Below are 25,569 nucleotides of genomic sequence, written 5' to 3'. Positions count from 1 at the left end.
GTAGAAGCATAAAAAAGCCCCGGCACGAATGTCGAGGCTAAAGTATATTTATCTATGTTCTAGCAGAATATCTGCTGCGCGCTACTCTTCGTTGTTTTCAGCAAACTTGGATGGAGACATGCCAAAGTGGTGTTTAAACCTTTGACTGAAGTAAGACGGGTCATTGAAGCCCGAGTCAAACGCGACATCTGAGATCTTCTCCCCAGCAAGTAATCGTTCGCAAGCATGCTCTAGGCGCACTTCATTCAAATGCTCTTTAAAGGTCTTGTTATAAGCCAATTTAAAGCGTCTCTGAAGACTTCTCTCCGACATGAACAAGCACTTAGCAACTGATGCAGTACTAAATTCTGCATCAGCGTAGTGTTCACTCACAAGCTGCGACACCTTATTTTTCCACTCTTGTTCAGCACTAAGCCTTTGTTGCTCTTGCGTCGAGCTAGCAAGCTTAATAGTTTCAATCTGCTCGATTGTGCAGGCTTCAAGATTGTCGAACACTTGATATTCAATCGGCCACGAAAGCTGAACCTTATTTTGAGAGTCAGAAACAAAGGCGTTCAACTCCCCACCGCTCTGATTCATCAATAGAGGTAATTTCTCGATGTTTAGATCAGTCGATTTACCAGTGTTGTCGCTCATACTTGAAACTAATTTAGGAAAAGGCGTCCCATGATCTCGAATCGTAACTACAAGGTGTTCTTTCACTTCTTCAACCAGAACCACCATACTTTGTGACTTAAAGTTTCTCTTGATGATGCTCGCGACTAAACTGTTAAAAATAATATCGAGATTAAAATACGGCAAGCTTACATATCGTTGTTTTGTTTCGACTTTAATATCCAGTTCAATGCCAGCTTTGGCTAAATCATCCTGCCAAGCTTTGAGTACCGCTTCTAAGATTAAAATTATATCGTAATAAACCGGCCCCTCTCCTTGAGGGCTATTACTCAATTGAGCCAAACCATTTTTCAACGTTAAGATTGGAGACTTCCCTTGTTCATCATTCCAATTGGGGAGCATCGCAGCAATATGATTAACTTCAGAAGAAAGTTCATTTGCAGTGTGAGACACAAGTGCATTCTTAACCGATAGCTGCTTTTTAAGCTGTTGATTGGTCGCAAGTAGTATCCGACTTTGGTGCCTCAACTGGTCCGTCTTCAATGCAACTTGCGCTTTTAAGTGCCTGTTGGCAAAAGTGACATAACGCGAACGCCAAAAGACCAAGATAGTCACGACACCAATCAGTAGTATCAGAGAACTTGCTGCAGCCCAATTAGTGAGATACCAAGGCTCCGCAATCGAAAAGCTTTGGCTCGTTGACACGAAGCGATAATGGGAGTCTTTAACCGGCTTAACCTCAAGCGTGTAATCCCCTGGAAGCAAGTGATCGAGTGTTAATAGACCCCCTTCAAACTCACTCCAATGCTCATTGTCGTTCAGCCGGTACTCCATCGCAGGCGCGAACGTCGCTGGTAAGATGCCTAGCTTAAATCCTATCGATGAACCATAAGGAATCTCACTCAAATCTGCCGTTTTCCCACCAAGTGATACAGTATGTTGATCGACACTTATCTTACTCAGCAAAGCACGACTATGAGGTGTTGTGGATACCAGTAACTCGTTAGACAACGCACTGACTACACCATACTTTGAGCCGAAAATAAGCCTCGAAGATTGGCTCTCTTCATTGTAAAACAGAGCACATGCACCTGCCGCAAGTTCATTGGTGATCAAGCCAAATGGTGAACCTATATGTTTATGCAGCTGCCCATCCAATCCGTAATAACTGATACCTTTTGAGGAACCTAACCACACACCATTGTCATCACTTACCAGGCAGTTCGGGCTGATATTGTCTTCAACAAGCGGGATCTCTTGAATCGCGGAGCCGTCAAAAGGGATTCGATACACACCATAACTACTCGCAAACCATTGAGATCCATCTTTCGCTTTTTCAATATCGACGACTTTACCAAAACGTTCGCTTGAGCGACTAAAACTAATTCGCTTATCAATAAACGAATAGAAACCGTGGTCTGTTCCTATGTAAATACGACCTTGTAAGCCTATATTGAGATCGGTGATCTTCGCAGGCAAAAACTTGTCGACTAACCAGTCAGTACCGTATCCTGTCAACTTCATGGCTTCGATTGATAACGAATAGAGGCTCTGCCCTGAGGTCATCCAAAGAACGTTATCAGCCTGAAGCGCAAAATTCTCAACATGCACCCCCTCAATCGGTCTAGGTAAGTCGAGAATTTCAGGTTCTAACGTATTAGTATTAAAACTAATAATGCCTTCTTCAGTAGCCAACCAAATTGAAGTGCCAAAGATCTCAAAATCCTTAACAGGGTTGGAGTAAACACGGATTGGGTTATCTTCACTTTGAGAGTCAACTAAATAGAGACCCATTGAGGATGCAACCCAAGATAACTGTTCATTGACAGGCAGTACTTTGTTGATCACCACACTACTCGAACGCATGCCCATCCCCGTTAATGGCGTTCTCGAGAAAGTCTTGCTGAACAGTGAGAAATATCGGATACCGTTGTTTGTCGCGATCCACATCCCACCAGCATGGTCGTTGATCAACGAGTATATTTTCTCTCCCGGTAACGAGAAGTCTTGATTAGAGGCTTGTTCAAATCGAGTAATTTGGCCCGTAATAAAGTTGTAGCTAATAAGACCATGCTCTGTGCCGATCCAATACTGATCCGAAGTTTCGGTAAGCGAAAGAACATGTGACCCTCTGACGATAGTCTCTTTATCTGGATTCGCGAGATCGACAATCACAGCGCCATTTAAAGTGCCAATAACTAACTCACGTCGAGCCTTCGAAAAATAAACGGTCTCTATATGATTTTTGTCTGATGCACTGACATGAGTAAACTCTTGATTATCTGAAAGATAAACGCCTGAACTGGTCGCCAATACCCACTTTGACAAAACCCACTCAGCGTCATTTATCGCAATGTCACTGCTATTGTTGTAACGGTACAGTTTGAGTAAAGAGTAGGTGTTGAACTCTAAAGATTGAGTATTATAGGTATAAAAATTACTGCCATCGGTCACCCAAATATAATCACCGGATGCGCCAATATTCGCAATCTCAGCACCGGGACTTAAACTAAACGCCAATTCGTTGCCAATACCAGGGTTATGTCGGTACACCTCATTATCGAAAAAGGTCCAAAACTCATCGTTAAGAAATGCGACGCTTTCAGAAGAAAATTGCAGCAAGCTACCCTTGCGAGGGAATAGAGTTCGGCCATCGTAAAAGAGTATTTTTCCATGGACATCATGAACCCATAGCCCTCCTCCTGCACCTAGGTACAAATTTTTAGCCGCAAGAAAATTCCCTTGCGCTTGAACGGGCAAAGGATAGAAAACGGAAGGTGATGTATTTACCGCGATAGCGCTAAATGAAATGCTCATTAACATGAACATTCGGAAGACAATTCGATACAACTTCTGATCCTGAACAGCAACAACGAATGAAGTTTTGGTAGTCACAACATTTTATCATTGCTCAACCATAAACTGAGTTTTTTTGTGCTTATTATTATCTTTCCATTTTAGCGGAAATTAACCAAGGAGAAAGAAGGTTTGCCATTTGTTGAAAGGTTTTATCTTAGCGGTCACGAAAATGCCGCAAAAAGCGGCACTATTCATACAATATCGAGAGCAAAGTGCAGTAAAAGATACTTTCTACGAATTACTTTGCGTTTAAGCAGCTTGTGTAACTATCGGTAAGTTGCTGAAGAAAATCGAAATAACTTCCGGTCTTCACTTCAACATCAGAACCAACAGGGTCTAGCTGACCTTGCTTAGCGTTGCTTCCACGAGTCACAGATTCAATCACTGCAGGCGTAAACTGAGGCTCAGAAAACACACACTGAACATTTTCTTGTACGATCGTTTTCTTAATCGCAATCAGGCTTTTTGCTCCCGGTTTACGGTCTGGACTTACTGTGAAATGACCCAAGTTATTCAGACCAAATTCTTCTTCGTAATAACCATATGCATCATGGAAAACGTAGTAACCTTTGTCTTTTATTGGCGCCAGTTGTTCGCGAATAGACTGCTTCTTCTCATCCAATGCAATCAAGAATGAATCTAGGTTCTCTTGATAAGCCATTGCGTTGCCTGGGTCAGTTTCAATTAACTTATCTGAAATGTATTTCGCAGCAACTTCGACCTGATCGATACCCAACCAAAAATGTGGATCGTGGCTGCCGTGGTGGTGACCTTCATGCGCGTCATGATCATGCTCTTCGTGTCCATAAGCGCGTAAGTTGATACCCGGAATAGAGCTGATCTCAATAACATTTTCATTCGAGCTCACGACCTTAGTTAAAAAGGCTTCTAAGTCGGGGCCAAACCAAACGACCATATCTGCACTATGAACTTTTTTGACATCTGATGGTTTGAGCGCATAATCGTGCGGCGAAGCATTACTGTTCATCAACACATCCGGTTCACTAACACCTTGCGTTAGCTCTGTCACAATCATTTGAATTGGTTTGAAACTTGTTAGAATAGTATTAGCACTTGCAACACTTGGCGCTAAAAGCAAAGTAGCAAGTATAAAAGATGAACGTGACATAATTCCTCGATAATAGAAAAGTAGCTTAGGCTTGAGGTAAATGTTACATTATAACATTAGCGAATTGCAAATGAGTTCTATTCATGGATAACTTAATCCAACTAGATTCTGTGAGCGTCGAATTTGACGGTCGAAAAGTTCTAGACAACATCTCTCTAAATTTAGAGCGCGGCAGGATCACCACCCTGATTGGGCCAAACGGTGCAGGAAAGTCGACATTAGTAAAAGTAGTACTGGGTTTACAAACCAAATTTTCAGGCACAATAACAAAAGCTAAAAAACTGAAAATTGGCTATGTTCCACAAAAATTAAAGCTCAACGATTCACTACCGCTCAACGTAGATCGTTTTCTAAAGCTCACTGGCAAGTTCAGTCAGCAAGAGATCCTTGAAGCATTGAAGCTCGTGGGTGCTGAACATCTGCAAAAGAGCAACATGCACCAGCTGTCTGGTGGTGAAAACCAACGCGTACTGATTGCCCGTTCATTACTAAGAAGACCAGACCTACTGGTTCTTGATGAACCGGCTCAAGGCGTTGACGTGCAAGGGCAAATAGACCTTTATGATCTCATTGACACCATTCGTCACCGCTTTGGTTGTGCGGTGTTTATGGTTTCACATGATCTGCATCTGGTGATGGCCAAAACAGACGATGTTATCTGTTTGCATCATCATATCTGTTGCTCAGGTGCACCTGCAGACATCAAACATCATCCCTCGTATATTGCGCTCTTCGGTACCGCGACTCAAGAGACACTAGCGTTTTATCATCACCAACATGAACATCACCATCATGATCTTGCAGGCCAACCAGTAAAAGGTGGTGCTCATGAGTGTTCAAATCATAAACACGGACATCACTAATGCTTGAGTTTCTTCTTCCCTCTATTTTAGCTGGCTTGGGCATTGCTCTTATCGCGGGGCCATTAGGCTCTTTTGTAGTTTGGCGCAAGATGGCCTACTTTGGCGATACGCTTGCTCATGCCTCTTTGATGGGCTTAGCGCTTGGCTTTCTGTTTAACATCAACTTGTATTTCGCACTGCTGATTTGTTGTTTGATGCTGGCCGTGTTACTCGTGACATTGCAAAAACAAAAGCTAGTCGCGACCGATACCCTACTCGGTATTTTGGCACACAGTGCACTGTCTTTGGGTCTTGTAGCCGTTAGCTTCTTGGACAATGTTCGTGTCGACCTAATGAGCTATTTATTTGGCGACTTACTTGCAGTATCACCGACTGATTTGGTATTCATCTATGCGGGTGCGGCTGTGATTGGATTAGTGCTTGCTATCTTTTGGCGACCGCTACTTTCAACGACGGTTAATGAAGATCTAGCAGCGGTTGACGGCATCAACATTGATTTAATGCGTCTGATTTTGATGCTGCTTGTCGGTATCGTGATTGCTGTCGGTATGAAATTTGTGGGTGCGTTAATCATGACATCGCTACTGATTATTCCTGCAGCAACGGCAAGGAAGTTCTCGAGCACACCTGAGCAGATGGCCTTCCTTGCATCAGTTATTGGCTCTATTGCAGTATTCGGTGGATTAAGCTTGTCTTGGTTCTATGACACACCTGCTGGCCCTTCTGTGGTTATCAGTGCCGCTGCGATGTTTATGCTATCTCAAATGCTGAAGACCCGAGCGTAATCATATCTCGTATCTCGTATCTCGTATCTCGTATCTCAAGAACATAAAAAAAGGCTTGGTCAGTGACCAAGCCTTTTTAATATCGTTCAGTTAACTTCTATCTCAATCGATAAAAGCCAGCTGATTACCAACCCGTGATTTCACGTAGGCCTTTACCGATGTCAGCAAGAGACTTAACAGTCTTAACGCCTGCTGCTTCTAGTGCTGCGAATTTATCTTCAGCAGTACCTTTACCGCCAGAAATGATTGCGCCTGCGTGGCCCATACGCTTGCCCGGAGGAGCAGTAACACCAGCGATGTAAGATACAACTGGCTTAGTTACGTTTGCTTTGATGAACTCAGCCGCTTCTTCTTCCGCAGTACCACCGATTTCACCAATCATTACGATTGCTTCAGTTTCTGGGTCTTCTTGGAAAAGTTTCAAGATATCAATGAAGTTTGAACCTGGGATAGGGTCACCACCGATACCAACACATGTAGACTGACCAAAGCCTTCATCTGTTGTTTGCTTAACTGCTTCGTATGTCAGAGTACCTGAACGAGATACGATACCTACTTTACCCTTCTTGTGGATATGACCAGGCATGATACCAATCTTACACTCGTCTGGAGTGATAAGACCTGGACAGTTAGGACCGATCATGCGAACGCCAGTTTCTTCTAGCTTCACTTTAACGTCGATCATATCTGTTGTAGGGATACCTTCAGTGATCGTTACGATCAGTTCGATACCTGCATCAATCGCTTCTAGGATTGCATCTTTACAGAAAGGAGCTGGTACGTAGATAACTGTTGCTGTTGCGCCAGTTACTTCTACCGCTTCACGTACTGTGTTGAATACTGGAAGGCCTAGGTGAGTTTGACCACCTTTACCAGGTGAAACACCACCAACCATTTGCGTACCGTATGCGATAGCTTGGTCTGAGTGGAATGTACCTTGACCGCCAGTGAAACCCTGACAGATTACTTTAGTGTCTTTGTTAATTAATACAGACATTATTTAGCCTCCGCAGCAGCAACAACTTTCTGAGCAGCATCTGTTAGAGATTCAGCTGCAATGATATCAACATCAGAATTAGCAAGTACTTCGCGACCTAGGTCTGCGTTTGTACCTTCTAGACGAACAACTACAGGAACTGTTACGCCGACTTCTTTAACTGCACCGATAATACCTTCAGCGATCATGTCACAACGAACGATGCCACCGAAAATGTTTACGAGTACTGCTTTAACATTGTCATCAGAAAGGATGATCTTGAATGCTTCAGCTACACGTTCTTTTGTCGCGCCGCCGCCTACATCAAGGAAGTTTGCTGGCTTGCCGCCGTGTAGGTTTACGATATCCATCGTACCCATCGCAAGGCCTGCACCGTTAACCATACAGCCAACGTTACCATCTAGTGCTACGTAGTTCAGTTCCCACTGTGCTGCGTGTGCTTCGCGCTCATCTTCTTGAGATGGATCGTGCATTTCACGTAGTTTAGGCTGACGGTACATCGCGTTTGAGTCGATGTTGATCTTGCCGTCTAGACAAAGCAGGTTGCCTTCGCCAGTAATTACAAGCGGGTTGATTTCTAGTAGAGCTAGGTCGTACTGAGAGAACATTTGGCCAAGACCCATGAAGATCTTAACGAACTGTTTGATTTGATCGCCAACTAGACCAAGTTTGAACGCCAGTTCACGGCCTTGGTAAGCTTGAGGGCCCACTAGAGGATCGATCGCAGATTGGTGAATCAACTCTGGAGTTTCTTCAGCGATTTTCTCAATGTCCACACCGCCTTCAGTTGACGCCATGAATACAATTTTACGCGTTGCGCGGTCAACAACAGCACCTAGGTAAAGTTCGTTAGCAATGTTTGATGCTTCTTCAACTAGGATCTTTGTTACAGGCTGACCATTAGCGTCTGTTTGGTAAGTCACTAGGTTTTTACCTAGCCACTTTTGTGCAAACTCTTTAACGCCTTCTTTGGTGTCATGTAGCTCTACGCCGCCCGCTTTACCGCGGCCACCAGCGTGTACTTGACACTTAACGACTTTCTTGGCTGTACTGATACGACCTGCAGCTTCGAAAGCTTCTTGTGCAGTATCACATGCGAAACCTTCTGGTACAGGCAAACCGAATTCTGCAAACAGCTGTTTGGCTTGGTATTCATGCAAATTCATTTTGATATTCCGTTTATTTTCCCTTAAGGGATTATTATTTCCATAACGACACAGTTTCCTGTGTTACGTCTGTAGGGTCTTCTCAAAACAACTGCTGTCCATTTTCTAATGGCTTTACAGTTCAATTGAAGGCCAGACGTTGAGCAGCCTAGCCTTTGAAACTTTTTACGTCTAGCTAACGGGGTTAACTAGACGTTTTAGCGATACTAAACGTCTAATAGCAGACGTGCAGGATCTTCTAGAAGCTCTTTGATGGTCACTAGGAAGCCAACTGATTCACGGCCATCGATTAGACGGTGGTCGTAAGAAAGCGCTAGGTACATCATTGGTAGAATCTCTACCTTGCCATCAACAGCCATTGGACGGTCTTGGATTTTGTGCATACCCAAAATTGCCGCTTGAGGCGGGTTGATGATTGGCGTAGACATTAGAGAACCAAATACACCACCGTTTGTGATAGTGAAGTTGCCGCCCATCAGTTCATCAACCGTTAGCTTGCCGTCACGACCTTTGATTGCTAGCTCTTTGATGCCTTTTTCGATATCAGCGAAACCTAGTGTGTCACAGTCTTTGAGTACTGGAGTCACTAGACCACGTGGCGTAGATACCGCCATGCTGATGTCGAAGTAGTTGTGGTAAACGATATCTGTACCATCAATAGAAGCGTTAACTTCTGGGAAACGCTTCAGTGCTTCTGTTACTGCTTTCACGTAGAAAGACATGAAGCCAAGACGCGTATCGTGACGTTTCTCGAATTGGTCTTTGTACTGCTTACGAAGGTCCATGATTGGCTTCATGTTCACTTCGTTGAAAGTAGTCAGCATTGCTGTGCTGTTTTTCGCTTCTAGAAGACGGTTTGCAACTGTCTTACGCAGGCGAGTCATAGGCACGCGTTTTTGGCTGCGAGCCGCTGCTGGCGCTTCAACTGCTGGTGCAGATGCTGCTGCCGGAGCCGCTTTCGCTGCTGCTAGGTGTGCGTCGATGTCTTCACGAGTAATACGACCACCAACACCAGTGCCTTTAACGTCAGCTGGTTGTAGGTTGTGCTCAGCAAGCAGGCGACGAACAGCTGGGCTTAGCGCGTCGTTGTTCTCTTCTGTTAGCGCAGCTTTATGGCGCTTATCAGGAGATGCTTCTGTATCTTCAGTGGTGTCTTTCGTTGGTTCACCAGCGACAGCACCCGGCTTGATTTTAGCCAGAAGCTGCTTAGAAAGTACCGTAGCACCCTCTTCTTCGATGATAGCTTCCAGAACACCCGCTTCAGGAGCTGGTACTTCTAGAACTACTTTATCTGTTTCGATATCTACAATGACTTCATCACGTGCAACCGCTTCGCCCGGTTTTTTGTGCCAAGTAGCAACTGTTGCATCAGCCACAGATTCAGGTAAATCTGGAACCAGAATTTCAATTGTCATGTGCGTATTTTCCTTTTACTTCTAGTTCTTAAGTAGGGTCAAAGCGTCGTCAACTAACGCTTTTTGTTGTTTCAAGTGTACCGACATATAGCCAACAGCTGGTGACGCTGATGCAGGGCGACCTGCGTATTGAATATCAGCACCCACTGGGATAGCAGCTCGGAAATTATGTTGGCTACTGTACCAAGCACCTTGGTTTTGTGGCTCTTCTTGACACCAAACGTAATCGACTACATTTGTGTACTGTGCGATGGCAGCTCTCACGTCCTCGTAAGGGAACGGGTAAAGTTGCTCGATACGCACAATAGCGACATCGTCTTGCTCGTTCTTACGTCGTTGGTCAAGCAGGTCAAAGTAAACCTTACCTGAACAGAACACAACGCGTTTTACGTTCTCAGGCGCCAGATCATCAATTTCTGCGATAGCTGGTTGGAACGTGCCTTCTGCCAAATCTTCAAGAGAAGAAGTACACAGAGGGTGACGAAGCAATGACTTAGGTGACATTACGATCAGTGGACGACGCATTGGTCGAACAACCTGACGGCGAATCATGTGGTAAACCTGCGCCGGTGTTGAAGGAACAACAACCTGCATGTTTTGTTCAGCACACAACTGAAGGTAACGCTCAAGACGTGCAGAAGAATGCTCTGGGCCTTGACCTTCATAACCGTGAGGAAGCAGCATAGTTAGACCACATAAACGTGCCCACTTTTGCTCACCTGATGAGATGAATTGGTCGATAACAACTTGTGCACCGTTTGCGAAGTCACCAAATTGTGCTTCCCAAAGGGTTAGACCGCTTGGTTCTGCTGTTGCATAACCATACTCAAATGCGAGTACCGCTTCTTCAGATAACACAGAGTCAAACACTTGGAATGGCCCTTGTTTATCATGAATGTTCGCAAGAGGAACATACGTGCTTGCATCTGATTGATTGTGCAGTACTGAGTGACGGTGGAAGAACGTACCACGACCTGAATCTTGGCCAGAGATACGAATACGCTTACCGTCGTCAACAAGCGTTGCGTAAGCCAGAGTTTCAGCCATACCCCAATCGACTTGTTTCTCACCATTCACCATGGCAGTACGATCGTTGTACAGTTTATTGACTCGGCTTTGCAGCTTGTGGCTGTCTGGGTATTGGCAAAGTTTAGTACCAAGCTCTTTTAGGCGCTCGATATCAATCTTGTTATCCCATTCGATGTTCCAGTCGTGACCTAAGTAAGGAGACCAGTCTACTGAGTGAAGTGCCATAGGGCGCCACTCTTTAACCACAACTTCACCGTGATCAAGTGCATCACGATATTCGTTAACGAGTTGAGTTGCCGTATCAATACCAAACTCACCGCGCTCCATTAGCACATCAGCATAAAGCTTACGTGGTGTTGGATGCTTCTTGATTTTTTGGTACATCAAAGGCTGTGTTGCATTCGGCTCATCGGCTTCGTTGTGACCGTGGCGACGGTAACAAACCAAATCAATAACAACATCACGCTTAAACGTATTACGGTAATCCAATGCCAAACGAGCGACGAAAGCGACCGCTTCTGGGTCATCAGAGTTAACGTGGAAAATCGGAGCCTGAACCATCTTCGCGATATCAGTACAGTACATCGTAGAACGAGTATCGCGTGGGTTAGACGTTGTAAAACCAACTTGGTTATTTACAACGATACGAACCGTACCACCCACACAGAAACCACGCGCTTGAGACATGTTAAACGTCTCTTGTACTACACCCTGACCAGCGATAGCTGAGTCACCGTGGATAGTAATTGGAAGTACACGGCTACCGTCATTATCACCAAGGCGATCTTGACGCGCGCGTACTGAACCGATAACTACCGGGTTTACGATTTCTAAGTGAGATGGGTTAAATGCAAGTGCTAAGTGAACGTTGCCGCCTGGCGTTGCGAAGTCCGCAGAGAAACCTTGGTGGTATTTCACGTCACCAGTACCCCACGTGTCATCGTGCTTGCCCGCAAACTCGTCAAACAGGTCTTGTGGCTTTTTACCAAGCACGTTGACCAACATGTTTAGACGACCACGGTGAGCCATACCAACAACAACTTCGCGCATGCCTTGTCCGCCAGCATGACGAATAATTTCTTTCGTCATTGGGATAAGCGCATCACCACCTTCCAACGAGAAGCGTTTTGCGCCTGGGAATTTCGCACCAAGATAGCGCTCAAGACCTTCAGCAGCAGTTAGCTCTTCTAGGAAAGCTTGTTTTTCTTCTTTGTTGAAAGAGGGTTGACCAGATACAGACTCTAAACGTTGTTGGATCCAACGCTTTTGCTCTGTATTTGTCATGTGCATGTATTCTGCACCAATAGAGCCACAATAAGTTTGCTTTAGAGATTTGTAGAGATCTTTAAGCACCATCGTCTCTTGGCCAATGGCGTAAGAGCCGACGTTAAACGTCTCATTGAGGTCATCTTCGGTAAGAGTGTGGAAAGAAGGGTCCAGTTCATCAACTGTCGCTCTTTTCCATAAACCTAGGGGGTCTAGATTTGCTGCTTGATGCCCTCGGAATCGATAGGCATTAATAAGTTGCAGAACCTTTACTTGTTTCGCATCGACATCTGGATCACTAACTTGGACACTGTAATGCTTTGTTTCTTGAGCGAGTCGACGGAAGTATTCACGAACACGAGAGTGTGGTTGTTCCACTGTCTCTGAAGCTTGCACAGGCAGTTCTTCAAAAACACTTCTCCATTCGTCACTTACCGAATCTGGGTCACTTAGATACAGTTCATAGAGTTCTTCTACGTACGTTGCATTGGCGCCAGCCAAGTGTGAAGACTCGAGCCATGCCTTCATCACGCCGTTGTGCATATTTTCCCTTAACCAGTAGTTTTCACGTTTGCTGCGGTCTATGCCGAGCTATTAAAAGGCCGCCCCAAAACTTCTAGGGCGGCAATTTTTATATAACTTAAACCGAACGATTCACTAGCATGGTCTTGATGTGACCAATCGCTTTCGTCGGATTTAATCCCTTAGGACAAACACTTACACAATTCATGATGCCATGGCAACGAAAAACGCTAAATGCATCATCAAGATCGGACAAACGTTCGTCTGTCGCTGTATCTCGGCTATCAATTAGCCAACGGTACGCTGCAAGCAGGCCTGCTGGTCCGATGAATTTGTCAGGGTTCCACCAGAACGATGGGCATGACGTTGTACAACATGCACACATGATACATTCGTACAATCCATCTAAATGAGCACGCTCATCAGGGCTTTGTAAGTTTTCGCGAGCCGGTGGCACATTGCCATCAGACACTAAGAATGGCTTCACTTTTTCGTAGTTATCGTAGAACTGAGTCATGTCTACAATTAGGTCACGAACAACGGGTAAGCCAGGCAGTGGGCGAATCACAATCTTGTCTTGGCCAGAAAGCGCAGACAATGGCGTGATACACGCTAGGCCATTTTTACCGTTCATGTTCAAACCATCAGAGCCACATACGCCTTCACGGCATGAGCGACGGAATGAGATTGTTGGATCTTGCTCTTTCAACAGAATAAGCGCATCCAAAAGCATCATGTCTGAACCTTCATCCACTTCTAGAGTGTATTCCTTCATATAAGGCTTCTGGTCGACATCTGGATTGTAACGGTATAAAGAGAAATTCAGTTTCATGGTCATATCTCCTTAGTACGTACGTGCTTTTGGTGGGAACGCTTCACGATGGATAGGTTCCATGTTTACACCACGCTTAGTCATGCTCTCTGACTCTGGGTTGTAAAGTGAGTGGCATAGCCATTGCTCATCATCACGGTCAGGGAAATCGAATCGAGCGTGTGCGCCACGGCTCTCTGTACGGAAGTTTGCAGCAACAGCCGTTGCGAATGCCGTTTCCATCAAGTTTTCAAGCTCTAGACACTCGATACGTTGAGTGTTGAACTCTGTCGACTTGTCAGATAGGTGTGCATTCTTCAGACGTTCGCGAATCGCTTTAAGCTCTTCTAGGCCTTCAGCCATTGCTTTACCTTCACGGAATACCGAGAAGTTGTTCTGCATACATTGCTGAAGATCTTTACGAATTTGCGCTGGATCTTCACCGTCTGTGCTGTTTTCCCAACGGTTGTAACGCTCTAGTGAACGTTCAATGTCAGCTTCAGTTGCAGGCTTAGCTTCGTCTTGCTTCTTCAGTGTCTCACCTAGGTGTAGACCTGTCGCACGACCAAATACCACTAAATCAAGCAGTGAGTTACCACCTAGACGGTTAGCACCGTGTACAGAAACTGATGCAATTTCACCACAAGCAAATAGGCCTTGTATTTCAACATCGCTTCCGTCTTCAGTTTGCTTAATAGCTTGACCAGAAACTTGTGTTGGAACACCACCCATCATGTAGTGACATGTTGGGATTACTGGGATTGGCTCTTTCACTGGATCAACGTGAGCAAAGGTACGAGAAAGTTCACATACACCAGGAAGACGAGATTCAAGCGTCTCTTTACCTAGGTGATCAAGTTTCAGCTTGATGTGTGGACCCCAAGGGCCATCGCAGCCGCGACCTTCACGGATTTCAACCATCATTGAACGAGCAACAACATCACGACCCGCTAAGTCTTTAGCGTTTGGTGCGTAACGTTCCATGAAACGTTCGCCGTCTTTATTGAGAAGGTAACCACCTTCACCACGACAACCTTCCGTTACCAATACACCAGCGCCAGCAATACCCGTTGGGTGGAACTGCCACATTTCGATGTCTTGCATTGGAACGCCAGCACGAATCGCCATACCAACACCGTCACCAGTGTTGATGTGTGCGTTAGTTGTCGAAGCGTAGATACGACCAGCACCACCAGTAGCAAGGATTGTTGCCTTCGCTTTGAAGTAGCAAACTTCGCCAGTTTCCATACAAAGCGCGGTTGTACCTAAGATTGCACCATCTTCGTTCTTCACAAGATCCAGTGCATACCACTCAGAGAAAACCGTCGTTTTGTGTTTAATGTTTTGTTGGTAAAGCGTATGAAGCAGTGCGTGACCAGTACGGTCGGCTGCAGCTGCGGTACGAGCCGCTTGCTCACCACCAAAGTTTTTAGATTGACCACCGAAAGGACGTTGGTAAATAGTACCGTTCTCAAAACGTGAGAAAGGTAGGCCCATTTTTTCAAGTTCGATTACCGACTCAGGACCGTTTTTACACATGTACTCGATAGCGTCTTGGTCACCGATGTAATCAGAACCTTTTACTGTGTCATACATGTGTTGTTCCCAATGGTCTTCGTGCGCGTTACCAAGAGCAACAGTGATGCCGCCTTGCGCAGAAACCGTATGAGAACGAGTAGGGAAAACTTTAGAAAGCAATGCACAAGATAGGCCTTGCTCAGAAATTTGCAGTGCGGCACGCATACCTGCACCACCAGCGCCGATAACTACGGCATCAAACTCACGAACAGGAATAGTCACTTACGCACCCCACAAAATAAACAGACCAGAGAAGAAATATCCAAGAAGAACTGCAACAACACCAACTTGAAGACCAACACGCAGTTTTGCGCATTTGATGTAGTCAGTTAGTACTTGCCATAGGCCGATCCACGCGTGAACCAAAACAGAAGTAAGCGCTAACATGGTGAAGACTTTAGTGAATGTTCCACCAAAGAATTGCGTCCAAGATGCGTAAGAGATATCACCAGAGAAAGCACAGAAGCTTACTAGGTAGATAGTGTAAAGAGTCATAATGATGGCAGTTGCACGAATCAGTAGATAATCATGAACACCATTACGACCAAAAGTAGAAACGTTGTTTACCATACTAAGATCCCCGCTAGTAGAGACAATACCGCTGTTGCTGCGAATGCAACCTTAGCGCTCTTAGCGCCAGATTCCAGCTCTTCAAAGTGACCTAGGTCCATAAGAAGGTGACGAATACCACCAGCAATGTGGTAAGCCAAAGCGGTTAAAATGCCCCACAGAATAAACTTCACGAAGAAACCATCGACAATGTCGCTAGCTTCCATAAAGCCTACTGGGGATGAGAGGGAAATGGATAGTAACCAAAGCAAAATTCCAATCGCGACAAAAGTTATCACCCCAGACACACGGTGTAGGATGGAAGCTATTGCTGTGATTGGAAAGTGGATGGTCTGTAAATCTAAATTAACAGGTCTTGTCTTTCTTTCTTTCACGGGCTTGCTCACTCAGCTCCATTGAGCATTATGGTCATTAAATAACCTTATGATATTGTTATGGACAAAATTTGATTGCTAACCTTCAAAATTTAACATTAACTTAACAAATAACTGAAGTTGAGCCTTAGATAATTGTAAAATAATTGTTAACTGCTCGATTAAGAAAGACACCTCACATTTCTTCTTAGCCTTGCATTTATAAGGTTTTAACCAAACTTTTCAGCGCCACTATACGGCTGGCAACATTCTAATACAATTGATGTAACAAATAATGCTACACAGACCAGATTTTTAACGAATTTAATGTAAAAAACACTAACAAGTGCACACAAAGCTGCAGAAAAATTGACTTTCCCACGTAAGACCAGTAAAAAAATGGCACATAAACATCCTGGACGGATTAAATAATAAACAAAGGAGATTGTTATGGCGGATAAGAAAGCTACCCTTCACATTGAAGGTCAAGCGCCAATCGAGCTGCCGATTACAGAAGGTGTACTTGGTACTCCAGTGATCGATGTTCGTACACTAGGTTCTAATGGTTTTTTCACTTTTGACCCTGGTTTTCTTGCCACTGCATCCTGTGAGTCTCAAATCACTTTTATTGACGGTGGAAAAGGTATTCTTTTACATCGTGGTTACCCAATTGACCAACTTGCCAATAACGCTGATTACTTAGAAGTATGTTACATACTTCTTTACGGTGAAGCCCCATCTCGAGCTGAGTACGAAAAGTTCAAGACTACCGTGACACGTCACACTATGGTGCATGAGCAAATTGCTAGTTTCTTCCACGGCTTCCGCCGTGACGCTCACCCTATGGCTGTAATGTGTGGTGTTGTAGGTGCTCTAGCGGCGTTCTACCACGACTCACTTGATGTAAACAACGATACACACCGTGAAATTGCGGCATACCGCCTGATTTCAAAAATGCCGACACTGGCAGCAATGTGTTACAAATATTCAATCGGTCAGCCGTTTATCTACCCACGTAACGACCTTGGCTACGCAGAAAACTTCTTACACATGATGTTTGCAAACCCATGTGAAGAGTATGAAGTGAACCCTATCGTCGCTCGTGCAATGGATAAAATCTTTACTCTACACGCTGATCACGAACAGAATGCTTCTACGTCTACAGTACGTCTTGCTGGTTCATCTGGGGCTAACCCGTTTGCATGTATCGCTGCAGGTATCGCATCACTTTGGGGCCCTGCTCACGGCGGTGCAAACGAAGCTTGTCTGCGTATGCTTGAAGAGATCGGTAGCGTAGATAACATTGAAGAATACGTTGCGAAAGCAAAAGACAAAGATGACCCATTCCGTTTGATGGGCTTCGGTCACCGTGTTTACAAGAACTACGATCCACGTGCAACAGTAATGCGCGAAGCGTGTCACGAAGTACTTAAAGAGCTAAACATCCAAGATCCACTACTAGACGTAGCAATGGAACTTGAGCGTATCGCTCTATCTGATGAGTACTTTGTTTCTAAGAAGCTATACCCGAACGTAGATTTCTATTCAGGTATCATTCTGAAAGCAATCGGCATTCCAGTGTCTATGTTCACAGTAATCTTCGCGATGTCTCGTACTATCGGTTGGATTGCACACTGGAACGAGATGCACAGCGATCCGACGAACCGTATCGGTCGCCCTCGTCAGCTATATACTGGTGAAGAACAACGTGACTTTAAAGCACTTTACGAACGTGAATAGTCGCTATAAAGCATAATGTTAAAAGGGGTTGATGTAAGAACATCAACCCCTTTTCTTTTCTACGGGATACAATCGACTCGTATCCCTCATCTCGCATCTGTTCTTAAACCGGATTATCGATATCGATAAACTCAACATCCAATCCATGCTCTTTTGCTAACCACTCGCCCAATGCTTTAACACCGTCGCGTTCTGTTGCATGGTGACCTGCGGCAAAGTAATGGATGTCTTGCTCACGAGCCGAGTAAGTTGTGCGCTCTGAAATTTCACCAGAGATAAATGCATCAATACCTTGAGAAGCCGCCAGCTCAATGTAATCTTGACCACCACCAGTACACCAACCTACCGTTTCAATCATTTTATCGGCGTTTTCAGGAGCAATATGCAGTGGTTTACGATTTAGAACATGATCAATTTTTTCTGAAAACTCAGCACCTGTCATTGATTTTTTTAATTTACCAAACATTGCAACCGATTGTGGGTGCCCTTCCAAGCCACCTTCTACCTCAATATCAAGCAGCTCAGCGAGCTTGGCGTTGTTACCAAGTTCAGGGTGGATATCGAGAGGTAAGTGATAACCTAGAAGATTAATGTCATTCTTAATCAGAGTACGAATGCGCTTGCCCTTCATGCCACGAATCGCTTCTGACTCACCTTTCCAAAAGAAACCGTGATGAACCAACAAAGCATCGGCATTCAATTCTACCGCTTTATCAATCAGAGCTTGAGAGGCTGTTACACCAGTAACGATGCGCTTCACTTCAGATGCACCCTCGACTTGAAGACCATTCGGGCAGTAATCTTTAATCTGTTGTGGCTGCAGTTTTTCGTTAAGTAGCTTTTCTAATTGTAAGTTATTCATTTTTATTTCCAGCTTACCTTTATAATAACGTCGTTATATCAATTTACGGGTAGAATGTCGAAAGCCCCACGATGAGTTTATGAGGAAGAGATGACAGCACTGCAACGTTTTTACCAATGGGTCATCGACTCACCACCATTACTAGAAATCAAGCCACCGATTTCTGATCTCACAGCATTCTCAAACCACCAAGAGCTCGACGACGCACATACTTATGATGGTAATCCTAGATTAGGCTTTCTCTACCAACACTTATGTGAACAAGTCATCACTGCTTCGGATAATTATTCAATCAAGCACGATGAGATCCAGATTAATGTTGAGGGTAGAACACTCGGCGCAATCGACTTTATTCTCGAAAAAGCGAACGACCAAAAGTTAGAACACTGGGAAGTGGCGATTAAGTTTTATCTGCTCCACGAACAAACTTGGTTTGGCCCCAACTCTCACGATCAATTGGATAAGAAGCTCGAAAGGATGCTCAGCCACCAGCTTGGTATGTCATCTTCATCCGCTTTTATTGGGCAGTATCCAGAGATCGATGTCGACTCAAAACATCTCCTCATGCAAGGTCGTCTATACACCAACCCATTCTTAGAGCAAAACGTACCTACTGAATGTTTGGGCTACGACATTAACCCGAGCCAAGTAAACGGCTTTTGGTGCTATCAAAACCAAGCTCATCTAATCACTGAAGCGCTCTACCCTCTCACCAAAGAACAATGGGCGGCAGGGACGGATGATTTCAGCAGTAAGCCTATCACCGAGTTTGGTGATCGCTTCGTCCATGGGCAAACCAAGTCCGGGCAATTCTGGTTTGTGATGCCACAAAGTTGGCCACACGGTTAGTCGTCTAAGCTAACTCACTTACCTTTTCCCGCTTATTACACGCAACCAGCACAAATAAAAAGGGCTGATGTTTTCACATCAACCCTTCTATCTATTTAGCTTTTATATCCAGTAATCAAATTTCGATTACAGACCAGCCGCTGCAAATACTTGGTTCACAATCTCTTGAGCTTCTGCTTCGATTGCTTTCAGGTGCTCTTCACCCTTAAAGCTTTCACAGTAAATCTTGTAGATGTCTTCAGTGCCTGATGGACGAGCAGCAAACCAACCGTTCTCAGTGGTCACTTTCAGGCCACCAATCGCAGCGCCATTACCTGGAGCATGCGTTAAGCGAGCAGTAATCGCATCGCCAGCAAGTGTTTCAGCAGAAACCATCTCTGGAGATAGCTTTTTAAGCACGTCTTTTTGTGCGCCATTTGCTACCGCTTGAATACGGTTGTACTTAGATTCACCGTGTTTAGCGGCAAGTTCTTCGTAGTATTCTTGTGGGTTCTTACCTGTCACAGCTGTGATCTCAGCCGCAAGTAGGCAAAGAATCAGGCCATCTTTATCTGTTGACCAAGGCGTACCGTCTTTACGTAGGAAAGAAGCACCTGCACTCTCTTCACCACCAAAACCAAACTGACCGTTATATAAGCCATCAACAAACCATTTGAAACCAACTGGCACTTCACAAAGTTCGCGACCTAGGTCAGCAACAACACGGTCAATCAAAGCGCTTGATACTAGTGTTTTACCAACAGCAACATCTTTGCCCCAACCTTCACGGTTACGGTATAGGTAATCAATACAAACTGCTAAGAAGTGGTTTGGATTCATCAAGCCTTTAGGTGTCACGATGCCGTGGCGATCGTAATCAGGGTCGTTACCAAACGCTAGAGCGTACTCGTCTTTAAGAGCCAGTAAGCCTGCCATTGCGTATGGAGAAGAACAGTCCATACGAACCACGCCATCTTTATCTAGAGACATAAATTGGAATGAAGGGTCAACCGCTTCACTTACCAGAGTAAGATCTAGATTGTACGCTTTACCAATTTGACGCCAGTAATCAATACCGCTGCCACCCAGTGGATCAACACCAATCTTGATGTTTGCTTTCTGGATCGCTTCCATATCAACGACGTTAACCAAATCAGCGACGTATGGCGCCACTAGGTCGACTTCTTTTACTAGCTCAGACTGTTTAGCCTGTGCGATAGGCGTACGCTTAACACCTTGCATTTGCTCAGCAATGATCACGTTCGCACGGTCTTCAATCGCTTGAGTCAATTCAGCTTCAGCTGGGCCACCGTGTGTCGGGTTGTATTTAATACCGCCGTCTTGAGGTGGGTTATGTGAAGGCGTGATAACAATGCCGTCGGCTTTTTTGTCATTCACTAGGTTGTGCGTAAGAATCGCGTGCGAGATACCCGGTGTTGGAGTAAAGCCGTTGTTTTCTTGAATAATAACTTCAACACCGTTCGCTACAAGCACTTCGATAACCGTAGAGAACGCAGGCTCAGATAGAGCGTGAGTATCTTTACCTAAGAAAAGAGGGCCAGTTGTACCTTGCTCGGCACGAACTTCAGCAACCGCTTGTGCAATTGCTAGAATGTGATTTTCGTTAAATGTTGATTTGTCTGCTGTACCGCGGTGACCTGAAGTACCGAAAAGTACTTTATGATCTGGGTTCGTAGCATCCGGTTGCTGTAAGAAATAGTTAGCAACTAAAGCCGGGATATTATGAAGATCTTCCTGCTGAGCTTTCTGCCCAGCACGAGGGTGCATAGCCATTTTCGACATCCTTATATATAAAATTTAAAAACAAAAAAACCTCATAATATCTTCTTATCCATGGATATTATGAGGTTTAAATCAGATTTCGTTAAATTGAACCTGTTACTTTTTCTATCAATTCTGCTTGGAAACTCATGCGGCTCATAAGCTGCTCAACCATCTGTCTTTTTCGGCTTGTATTGTTATTAGTAATAACCCAAAAAGGACTTTGTGGAATAGCTTTAGGCTTAGTCGTGTTGCCGTTTGCTAGCAACGTCGCTTCGTTATCTGCAAAGTAAACGCGCTTACGGCCTTTTACTTGAGTTGCTTCTGAAAAGCTTAAAGGGTCGATTTTATGCAGTGTTGATAACACAAGCATGAAACGATCAATGGCTTTCTTTAGTGATGCAAACTCATCTGATATTAGTAGTGAGCGCATTTCTTTAACGCCATCGAACTTCTCTGGAGTAAAGCCTACCTCTTTGCTAACAACGATACCTTTTGGCTCAACGATCTCTTCGATCGGAGCCATGCCTTGGCTATCAACCTGTAACAAGCGGCGCAGAATATCTGAAGCGCTTTCGCCAATACGTTCTGTCTGACCCGCAATAAAACGGTATAGGTCCTCATCAACCTCAATTGTTTTCATTCGCTTTTCACAATCTCAATGTTTAAACTCTGGGGGATTATAGCGAGATCCGCGCGGATACTCTACGTCAAACCCACCATGAATAAGATAAAAATGTCAGTACAGCTCAACTATAAAATTGAAGGTGAGGGTCACACCATTGTTTTGATCCATGGATTATTCGGTAATCTGGACAACCTTGGCTTGCTCGCTAGGGATCTAAAAGCCGATCATCAAGTGCTTAGTATCGATCTACGTAACCACGGCCAATCTTTCCATAGTGACACTCATGACTACCAAGCGATGGCGCAAGATGTCTCTCAACTGTTGAAAGATCTCGAGTTAGACGACGTCACTGTGATTGGTCACTCGATGGGTGGCAAGGTTGCCATGGCACTCACCCAACACCTAGAGCTACGTAAACTGATCGTACTGGACATGGCACCGGTCGCTTACACCCAAAGTCGCCATGATAACGTATTCGCAGGCCTTCAAGCCGTGATAGAAGAAAAACCAGAATCTCGCTCTGAAGCACTTAAAGTACTCGCAAAACATATTGAAATCGACGGGGTTCGCCAGTTCTTAACGAAATCACTATTCAAGTCAGAACAAGGCATTATGGAGTGGCGCTTTAACGTCGCGTCACTACTTGCAAACTACGCTCACATCATTGGTTGGGAACCGATCGACAAAACCTCGGTCAAAACCTTGCTAATAAAAGGTGGGGATTCTGACTACCTCACGGCTGAGCACCAAACTGCAGTTCAGCAGCAATTTTCTAACGCAAAGGCGCACGTCATTGCCAATACGGGTCATTGGCTACACGCAGAAAAGCCAGCTGAAGTACTCAGAGCAATACGAAAATTCATCGCTTAAGCGCGCTTTTTCATGCCGATAAATGAGAGCTGAGTAATCACTGCAGATTAACTTTATCTCGCAACAGTGATATAGTGCGCCCAAGCAAAATTGGTATATAAGGTTCCCATGCTTTACGACTACATGAACATCATTGAATCTGTTGGTTTAGATCTCCTGTTTGCCGCGATTTTCTTTTTAATCGGTATGGCAATTAAGGACGTTCTCAAGCAGGGAAATGTTCCTCCATTTGGTCGTCGCATCGTATGGTTAGTACTTTTCCTTGGCTGTGCGGGTTTTATCGCCAAAGGGATAATCCAACTAAGCTGGGAAGGAACTGGGATCTAACGATTCTCTTCCGAACTTTATCACACCGACAACAGACAAAATGAAAGGTAATGATTCTATGGCAAGTGTAGGTCTCTTCTTTGGTAGCGATACAGGTAACACTGAAGCTGTTGCTAAGATGATTCAAAAGCAATTGAGCAAACAGCTCGTTCACGTTCAAGACATTGCAAAAAGCAGCAAAGAAGATATCGATAACTTCGATCTACTGCTGCTTGGTATCCCTACGTGGTACTACGGCGAAGCACAATGTGATTGGGATGACTTTTTCCCAGAGCTAGAAGCTATTGATTTCTCAACTAAGCTTGTTGCTATCTTTGGTTGTGGCGACCAAGAAGATTACGCAGAATACTTCTGTGATGCTATGGGTACTATCCGTGACATCGTTGAAGCGAAAGGCGGTACTATCCTAGGTCACACATCAACTGAAGGCTACGAATTCGAAGCATCGAAAGGTTTAGTTGAAGGCGATGACAGCCAATTCGTTGGTCTATGTATCGATGAAGACCGTCAACCTGAGCTAACTGATGAGCGCGTATCTAACTGGGTTAAACAAATCCACGAAGAGATGTGCCTAGCAGAGCTAGAAGACTAATTCTCTAGTGGTTGTTAATTGTTACAATTAATAACCATTATGTAGATATGAAAAAACCTCCTTATGGGAGGTTTTTTGCTATTTAAAATCTATTAATTAGCACTCAGCTTCTAATGCTTCATCATCATCTCTAAATTGCGGCTTCTTTCTTACATAGAGGGTGCGTTGAATTTCTGAGACCACATTACCCTGCTTATCTTTCACGTGAATAATAAATTCAGGAAAACACTTTTCACCGAGCTGTGTCTGACGATAGATATCGTCAAGCTGCCCTTGGCTTATCTCAAAATCTGCATACAAGTCCGATTGCCCCGGCTTGATGAAGTTAATGCTCGCTTCTTTATCCCAAACATAATATCGCTCACCTAAAATTCCCATTAACATCAATGAGTAAACGGGATCGGTAAGAGAAAAGATACTGCCGCCATATTGAGTACGATTGGCGTTCTTATTCCACCAGCGTAGCTTAAGTACCGTCTTAACAACCCTAAAGTCAGCGCTAATGTGGGCTATTCGAATACCCGCTCCCCAAAAGGGAGGCCAAATATTAAGAGCAAATTTTACAATGTTGGGTTTATATATTTTTGCGAGTTGCTTATTCATAACAACATTCCATGTTCATATCAGAAACACCGCCACCTTGACTGGTCGTACCTCCACTATAAGTGAGATACTTCCAATTTACAAAACAGATTGTGATGTCAGTAAGTAACCCTTTGAAGTTCGTGGTTTATTGTTATGCCTGACTAAACTATAATGGTATTAATATTGAATTCTGTTAATTGCTGCAGATCATCAACAGGAAAGTATATGTCAGACAATAATCAAGCGCTAAAAGATGCAGGTCTTAAAGTGACCCTTCCACGGCTCAAAATTTTAGAAGTATTACAACAGCCAGACTGCCAACATATTAGTGCTGAAGATTTATATAAGAAGCTGATCGACCTAGGTGAAGAAATCGGTCTTGCAACCGTTTATCGAGTACTTAACCAATTCGATGACGCTGGCATTGTAACTCGTCACCACTTCGAAGGCGGCAAGTCTGTATTTGAACTTTCTACACAGCACCACCACGACCACCTTGTATGTTTAGATTGTGGCGAAGTGATCGAATTCTCTGATGACATCATCGAAGAAAGACAGAAAGAGATTGCTCAGCGTTACAACGTGCAACTGACAAACCACAGTTTGTACTTGTACGGCAAAAGCATTAGCGGAGATTGCAAAGGCAATCCAGACGCCCATAAAGCGAAGAAGTAATACAGAACGCTGGCTTAGGCCGGCGTTTTTTATATAGGGCTCCATAAAGTATCCATGAAAAGAATCCCGCTAGTTAAGGCTTTTACTTTAATTGAGATGTTGGTTGTTGTGGTGATTATCGCCGTACTTGCTGTTGTTGCCCTTCCCCGTTTTCTTAACATTCAAACTGATGGCCGTATCGCTCTGTTTGATGCTTCTCAATCTCAATTTCAAACTGCGATAACGTTCGCGCATAGTAAATGGCTAGTGAATGGAGGCGGTAATTCAGAAATGAACGACCTTCCAGGCTTCGGCGAGGATGCTAACGGTAACCCACAGCTAGATATCAACGATGAGGGTTACCCTTTAGGTGTTGATAAAAATTCGCCAATGGGCGCGCCCTACAATATAGGTCAAGGCCATCAAGGTTGTGTCGCTATCTGGGACGCGATTATGAACAGCGATCTTACGGTTACAACCGATCGAGACAATTTTGATGGATTCGATTTTGTATCGCGCCGCCAAAATCTAACCTTTTTAACTAAAGAGGGCGATTCTGTTACTGCTCAAGCGCTCTGCTATTACATCTTCACAGCTGAAGGTCATCATAGAAATCCAGACAGAGCTGAATACGTATTTTGGTATAACTCCCGCACTGGTGAAATCACGAACTCTCGACCAGATGATATATAACTTGAGCGAGTAGAGTAAATTAGCAACGTCCTCTCTAGGCACATATCCGC

The 25,569-nt window shown here is 44.4% G+C and carries 23 protein-coding genes; 9 read left to right on the top strand and 14 right to left on the bottom strand.

Annotated features, from left to right (window positions below; translation table 11 throughout):
• Positions 1–81 precede the first annotated feature (81 nt).
• Together ACED45_RS02430 and znuA are read right to left on the bottom strand one after the other, a co-directional pair.
• On the bottom strand, positions 82–3,444 hold the full coding sequence (locus ACED45_RS02430) for a helix-turn-helix domain-containing protein (protein ID WP_371713285.1): 3,363 nt from the start codon (positions 3,442–3,444) through the stop codon (positions 82–84).
• A 268-nt stretch (positions 3,445–3,712) separates the two neighbouring features.
• Entirely contained in the window at positions 3,713–4,603 is an 891-nt protein-coding gene (gene znuA / locus ACED45_RS02425; protein ID WP_146490005.1) for a zinc ABC transporter substrate-binding protein ZnuA, read from the bottom strand.
• 83 nt (positions 4,604–4,686) lie between these two features.
• Between znuA and znuC the strand changes: the two genes are divergently transcribed.
• Complete coding sequence (gene znuC, locus ACED45_RS02420; protein WP_146490004.1) at positions 4,687–5,466, top strand: zinc ABC transporter ATP-binding protein ZnuC; 780 nt, start codon at positions 4,687–4,689, stop codon at positions 5,464–5,466.
• Complete coding sequence (gene znuB / locus ACED45_RS02415) at positions 5,466–6,251, top strand: zinc ABC transporter permease subunit ZnuB (protein ID WP_146490003.1); 786 nt, start codon at positions 5,466–5,468, stop codon at positions 6,249–6,251. The genes znuC and znuB overlap by 1 nt, the downstream gene beginning before the upstream one ends.
• Before the next feature lie 124 nt (positions 6,252–6,375).
• Here the strand turns inward: znuB and sucD are convergent, their stop codons facing one another.
• From sucD to sdhC, 8 genes are all read right to left on the bottom strand, one after another.
• A complete protein-coding gene (sucD, locus tag ACED45_RS02410) occupies positions 6,376–7,248 on the bottom strand; it encodes a succinate--CoA ligase subunit alpha (protein WP_004734209.1) in 873 nt (290 codons plus the stop codon).
• Positions 7,248–8,414 (bottom strand): ADP-forming succinate--CoA ligase subunit beta, encoded by a 1,167-nt coding sequence (gene sucC, locus ACED45_RS02405; RefSeq protein ID WP_010436793.1) that lies wholly within the window; start codon positions 8,412–8,414, stop codon positions 7,248–7,250. Before sucC ends, sucD begins: the two co-directional genes overlap by 1 nt.
• Positions 8,415–8,620: 206 nt before the next feature.
• Positions 8,621–9,829: a 2-oxoglutarate dehydrogenase complex dihydrolipoyllysine-residue succinyltransferase gene (odhB, locus tag ACED45_RS02400; RefSeq protein WP_017056410.1), complete on the bottom strand. Its 1,209-nt coding sequence runs from the start codon at positions 9,827–9,829 to the stop codon at positions 8,621–8,623.
• A 21-nt stretch (positions 9,830–9,850) separates the two neighbouring features.
• The gene (gene sucA / locus ACED45_RS02395) at positions 9,851–12,667 is read right to left on the bottom strand and encodes a 2-oxoglutarate dehydrogenase E1 component (protein WP_017061946.1); all 2,817 of its coding nucleotides are present in this window, start codon (positions 12,665–12,667) and stop codon (positions 9,851–9,853) included.
• A gap of 97 nt (positions 12,668–12,764) precedes the next feature.
• Positions 12,765–13,478: a succinate dehydrogenase iron-sulfur subunit gene (locus ACED45_RS02390; RefSeq protein ID WP_010436773.1), complete on the bottom strand. Its 714-nt coding sequence runs from the start codon at positions 13,476–13,478 to the stop codon at positions 12,765–12,767.
• A gap of 12 nt (positions 13,479–13,490) precedes the next feature.
• Positions 13,491–15,257, bottom strand: coding sequence for a succinate dehydrogenase flavoprotein subunit (sdhA, locus tag ACED45_RS02385; RefSeq protein ID WP_048606450.1), 1,767 nt, complete (start codon positions 15,255–15,257; stop codon positions 13,491–13,493).
• Complete coding sequence (gene sdhD / locus ACED45_RS02380) at positions 15,258–15,605, bottom strand: succinate dehydrogenase, hydrophobic membrane anchor protein (RefSeq protein WP_010436768.1); 348 nt, start codon at positions 15,603–15,605, stop codon at positions 15,258–15,260. It lies immediately after the preceding gene.
• Positions 15,599–15,991, bottom strand: a complete 393-nt coding sequence (gene sdhC / locus ACED45_RS02375) for a succinate dehydrogenase cytochrome b556 subunit (RefSeq protein ID WP_019820486.1) — start codon at positions 15,989–15,991, stop codon at positions 15,599–15,601. The genes sdhD and sdhC overlap by 7 nt, the downstream gene beginning before the upstream one ends.
• Positions 15,992–16,408: 417 nt before the next feature.
• Between sdhC and ACED45_RS02370 the strand changes: the two genes are divergently transcribed.
• Positions 16,409–17,698: a citrate synthase gene (locus ACED45_RS02370; RefSeq protein WP_019820487.1), complete on the top strand. Its 1,290-nt coding sequence runs from the start codon at positions 16,409–16,411 to the stop codon at positions 17,696–17,698.
• A 103-nt stretch (positions 17,699–17,801) separates the two neighbouring features.
• Here ACED45_RS02370 and ACED45_RS02365 read toward each other — a convergent pair whose 3' ends face one another.
• Entirely contained in the window at positions 17,802–18,560 is a 759-nt protein-coding gene (locus ACED45_RS02365; protein WP_371713255.1) for a Nif3-like dinuclear metal center hexameric protein, read from the bottom strand.
• Between the two features lie 90 nt (positions 18,561–18,650).
• Between ACED45_RS02365 and ACED45_RS02360 the strand changes: the two genes are divergently transcribed.
• Positions 18,651–19,409 carry a DUF1853 family protein gene (locus ACED45_RS02360; RefSeq protein WP_371713254.1) on the top strand — a complete coding sequence of 253 codons (759 nt, stop codon included), beginning with the start codon at positions 18,651–18,653 and terminating at the stop codon, positions 19,407–19,409.
• 126 nt (positions 19,410–19,535) lie between these two features.
• On the opposite strand, the gene pgm is transcribed toward ACED45_RS02360, so the two are convergent.
• Positions 19,536–21,182 carry a phosphoglucomutase (alpha-D-glucose-1,6-bisphosphate-dependent) gene (gene pgm / locus ACED45_RS02355; protein WP_019820492.1) on the bottom strand — a complete coding sequence of 549 codons (1,647 nt, stop codon included), beginning with the start codon at positions 21,180–21,182 and terminating at the stop codon, positions 19,536–19,538.
• A gap of 91 nt (positions 21,183–21,273) precedes the next feature.
• On the bottom strand, positions 21,274–21,813 hold the full coding sequence (gene seqA / locus ACED45_RS02350) for a replication initiation negative regulator SeqA (RefSeq protein WP_019820493.1): 540 nt from the start codon (positions 21,811–21,813) through the stop codon (positions 21,274–21,276).
• Positions 21,814–21,906: 93 nt separating this feature from the next.
• Between seqA and ACED45_RS02345 the strand changes: the two genes are divergently transcribed.
• The 3 genes from ACED45_RS02345 (at position 21,907) to fldA (ending at position 23,587) form a co-directional block, all read left to right on the top strand.
• Positions 21,907–22,668: an alpha/beta fold hydrolase gene (locus ACED45_RS02345; RefSeq protein WP_048660854.1), complete on the top strand. Its 762-nt coding sequence runs from the start codon at positions 21,907–21,909 to the stop codon at positions 22,666–22,668.
• A gap of 108 nt (positions 22,669–22,776) precedes the next feature.
• On the top strand, positions 22,777–22,995 hold the full coding sequence (locus ACED45_RS02340; protein ID WP_004737900.1) for a DUF2788 domain-containing protein: 219 nt from the start codon (positions 22,777–22,779) through the stop codon (positions 22,993–22,995).
• A gap of 58 nt (positions 22,996–23,053) precedes the next feature.
• Positions 23,054–23,587: a flavodoxin FldA gene (gene fldA / locus ACED45_RS02335; protein WP_010436745.1), complete on the top strand. Its 534-nt coding sequence runs from the start codon at positions 23,054–23,056 to the stop codon at positions 23,585–23,587.
• A 96-nt stretch (positions 23,588–23,683) separates the two neighbouring features.
• On the opposite strand, the gene ACED45_RS02330 is transcribed toward fldA, so the two are convergent.
• On the bottom strand, positions 23,684–24,190 hold the full coding sequence (locus tag ACED45_RS02330; protein WP_019820496.1) for a DUF4442 domain-containing protein: 507 nt from the start codon (positions 24,188–24,190) through the stop codon (positions 23,684–23,686).
• Between the two features lie 207 nt (positions 24,191–24,397).
• On the opposite strand from ACED45_RS02330, the gene fcrX reads away from it, so the two are divergent.
• Together fcrX and ACED45_RS02320 are read left to right on the top strand one after the other, a co-directional pair.
• Positions 24,398–24,847 (top strand): ferric iron uptake transcriptional regulator FcrX, encoded by a 450-nt coding sequence (fcrX, locus tag ACED45_RS02325; RefSeq protein WP_048606469.1) that lies wholly within the window; start codon positions 24,398–24,400, stop codon positions 24,845–24,847.
• Between the two features lie 54 nt (positions 24,848–24,901).
• A complete protein-coding gene (locus ACED45_RS02320) occupies positions 24,902–25,519 on the top strand; it encodes a prepilin-type N-terminal cleavage/methylation domain-containing protein (protein WP_102432779.1) in 618 nt (205 codons plus the stop codon).
• Positions 25,520–25,569: the final 50 nt, after the last annotated feature.

Origin of the sequence: Vibrio crassostreae, from assembly GCF_041439375.1 — a bacterium.
Lineage (GTDB): Bacteria > Pseudomonadota > Gammaproteobacteria > Enterobacterales > Vibrionaceae > Vibrio > Vibrio crassostreae_D.
This window is presented reverse-complemented; position numbering and strand designations above follow the sequence as displayed.